The following is a 3,032-nucleotide window of genomic DNA, read 5'->3' as shown; positions in this document are numbered from 1 at the left end:
GCCGCACGAACCCGCTGCGTCGCGGCTCGTGCGCGGCCGCGGGGTCGCCTATGCGCGCTACGTGCACAGCCGCTTCCCCGGCTTCGGCGCCGCGTGGTCGGCCTGGATCGTCGACCTGAGCGTCGATCGCGTGTCGGGCGAGATCCGCATCGAACGCGTCACGGTCGGCCAGGACACGGGCACGATGATCAACCCGGATGGCGTGCGCCACCAGATCCACGGCAACGTGATCCAGGTATTGAGCCGCACGCTGAAGGAGCGCGTGCGCTTCGCCGACGGCAAGGTCGCGTCGCGCGAATGGGCGAGCTATCCGATCCTGACCTTCGCGGAGGTGCCGGACGTCGATGTCGTGCTGATGCCGAGGCAAGGCGAGCCGCCGCTCGGCGCGGGAGAATCGGCGTCGGTGCCGGGCCCGGCCGCCGTCGCGAATGCATTGTTCGATGCGACCGGTGTGCGGTTCTACGCGCCGCCGTTTACGCCGGAGGCGATCCGGGCGGCGCTGCGCGACGCAGGCAGGCTGATGACAGCCGACGCGGCTGGTGCGCAGATGGCAACCAGCACGGCTTAACGGCTGCCGGTTTCATCGCGGAATCAAGTGCAAGCCCGCCGACAAACGGGCCGGCCAGACTGGCATGACTGCCGCCCCGCGCGCGACGCGCATCATGCGTCGCCGTCTTCTTCCATCATCTTGCGCAGCAGGAACTGCAGCGCGACCCGCTCGCCCGGATTGAGCGCGCCATACGTGCGCTCCGTCACCTGCCGCGCGAACGGTACCGTGCGGTCGATCAGCGCGAGACCGGTTGCGGTGGCGCGCACGATCAGCTTGCGACCGTCGTTCGGATCGGGCAGCACCTCGATCAGCGCGCGCGCCTTCAGCCGATCGACCACGCCGCGGATCGTCGCCTGGTCGATCGCGGTCGCCTTGACGATGTCGTTCAGCGAGCACCCCTGGCGCTCCTTGACCGCACACAGCGTGACGAACTGCGCAGCCGTGAGATCCGAATCGGGGATCGCTTCCTGGAAGATCGACACGTGCCGCTGATACGCGCGGCGCAACAGGTGCCCGACCTGGTCGTGAAAGTCGTAGGAATCCTTGGAAGACGCCATGAAGGTGCAGGCCCGTGCCGCATGTAAGTGAAAGACAAGCAGTGTACACCCTCAATTTGGCCCGGCCGGCGGCCAGCTTGCCGCTTCATTGCGGTGCATCAGGATTCGCGGCACCGGGCACGCAGCGCGCCTGACGATCGCCTGACGGCTGCACATCGTCCGCCGGAAACGTCGTCGAAACGGCAGGCCATGCACGTTCGCACCTGCTGCTGCGCACGTGCTTGCGCGCTTCTGCAAACTTCCGTGCATACACTTCACTTTTAAGCGCATACGCACGAATTTTGTGCATACCGCCGCATCTCCACACCCTCTTTCAAAACGTAGGAATCACCATCAAAAACCTCATTAAACACGCGGCTTTTCTTACGCAAACGCTTGCCTGAACGTGGCCGGAATCGTGCCTGTGCGATTCGGTATTTTCTAGTGTGTACGCTATTTAATTGCCGTGATATACAGACTCCAGTGCGCAGCGGAACGTCCGCTCGCGTCGATCGGCCACCCATTCATCCGTCACATTCGAACAGGGGCAATCCCATGTCTACCGCACACCCGAGCGCCGCCGTTTCCCCCGACGACGCGCTGCACGGCAATCTCTATCGCAAGGTCACGCTGCGCCTGATTACCCTCTTCTGCCTGTGCTACTTCGCGGCCTATCTCGACCGCATCAACATCGGGCTCGCGAAACTCCAGATGCTCGACGCGCTGAAGTTCAGCGATACCGTGTACGGGCTCGGCGCCGGCCTGTTCTTCGCCGGCTACATCCTGTTCGAAGTCCCGAGCAACCTGGTGCTGCAACGCGTCGGTGCGAAGCTGTGGATCGCGCGGATCATGATCACGTGGGGCCTGCTGTCGGGTGCGACGATGTTCGTGCACACGCCGACGCAGTTCTACCTCGTGCGCTTCCTGCTCGGTGCGGCCGAGGCCGGCTTCCTGCCGGGCGTGCTGCTGTACCTGACGCAGTGGTATCCCGATGCGCGCCGTGCGCGGATCGTCGCGCTGTTCATGGTCGGGCTGCCGCTGTCGAGCATGATCGGCAGCCCGATCTCCGGCTGGATCATGCGCGCGTTCGACGGCACGCACGGGCTCGGCGGCTGGCAGTGGCTGTTCCTGCTCGAAGCGCTGCCGTCGGTGCTGCTCGGTTTCGCGGTGCTGCGCTGGCTGCCCAACAGCATCGAATCCGCGCAGTGGCTGAATGCCGACGAGAAGCACGCGTTGCGTGCGAACCTCGACGCCGACCCGTCCGGCAACAAGAGCCATGCGCTCGGCAAGGCGTTCTCCGATCCGAAGGTATGGGCGCTCGGCCTGATCGACCTGTGCGTGCTGCTCGGCCTCTATGCGGTGAGCTTCTGGCTGCCGACGATCCTGCGCGACACCGGCGTGAAGGATGCGTATCACATCGGCTGGCTGATGGTGATCCCGAATGCCGCGGCCGTGCTCGCCACGCTGTACTGCGGCGCCAGTTCCGACCGCGCGCGCGAACGCCGCTGGCACATCGTCGTGCCGTTCATGGTGTCGGCCGTCGCGCTGGCGATCGCGGCCTCGTCGTCGCACGGCACGTTCGGCACGGTGCTGCTGTTCTCGCTGATCAACGCGGGCGCGGCCGCCGCGATGCCGGTGGTCTGGGCATTGCCGTCGACGTTCCTGAAGGGCTCGGCCGCCGCCGGCGGGATCGCGTTCGCGTGCTCGATCGCCAACCTCGGCGGGTTCGGCAGCACCTACTTCATCGGCTGGCTGCGCGACACGTTCCATTCGCAAAGCGCGGGGCTGTACGGTTTCGCCGCGTGCATGGTGATCGGTTGCGCCCTCGCGCTCGCCTATCCGGCCCGGCTCGTGAACCGCTGACGCAGCGCGTCGCTCGCGCGACGCGGTCGTTTTTACAACCGCGCCGGTCGCGCGGGCCGACCCACCCCACACTACCTGCCCCA

The 3,032-nt window shown here is 65.9% G+C and carries 3 protein-coding genes; 2 read left to right on the top strand and 1 reads right to left on the bottom strand.

The window, feature by feature from the left end; all coding sequences use genetic code 11:
• Nucleotides 1-568 (top strand): molybdopterin cofactor-binding domain-containing protein (locus tag G3N99_RS37415; protein ID WP_206124878.1); only part of this gene is annotated, 568 nt, incomplete at its 5' end.
• A gap of 92 nt (nucleotides 569-660) precedes the next feature.
• Here the strand turns inward: G3N99_RS37415 and G3N99_RS37410 are convergent.
• Nucleotides 661-1,107, bottom strand: a complete 447-nt coding sequence (locus G3N99_RS37410) for a MarR family winged helix-turn-helix transcriptional regulator (protein WP_046549825.1) — start codon at nucleotides 1,105-1,107, stop codon at nucleotides 661-663.
• A 534-nt stretch (nucleotides 1,108-1,641) separates the two neighbouring features.
• Here G3N99_RS37410 and G3N99_RS37405 point away from each other — a divergent pair.
• Nucleotides 1,642-2,949, top strand: coding sequence for an MFS transporter (locus tag G3N99_RS37405; RefSeq protein WP_174936053.1), 1,308 nt, complete (start codon nucleotides 1,642-1,644; stop codon nucleotides 2,947-2,949).
• Nucleotides 2,950-3,032 lie beyond the last annotated feature (83 nt).

The sequence above is a fragment of the Burkholderia sp. Ac-20392 genome, assembly GCF_017104585.1.
GTDB classification, from domain to species: domain Bacteria; phylum Pseudomonadota; class Gammaproteobacteria; order Burkholderiales; family Burkholderiaceae; genus Burkholderia; species Burkholderia lata.
Note: the sequence above shows the minus strand (reverse complement) of the source record. Positions and strands in the feature narration are given on the sequence as shown.

Coding starts and splice junctions, on each gene's coding strand:
- G3N99_RS37410 (WP_046549825.1), bottom strand. CDS start 1,107: ATGGCGTCTTCCAAGGATTCCTACGACTTTCACGACCAGGTCGGGCAC.
- G3N99_RS37405 (WP_174936053.1), top strand. CDS start 1,642: ATGTCTACCGCACACCCGAGCGCCGCCGTTTCCCCCGACGACGCGCTG.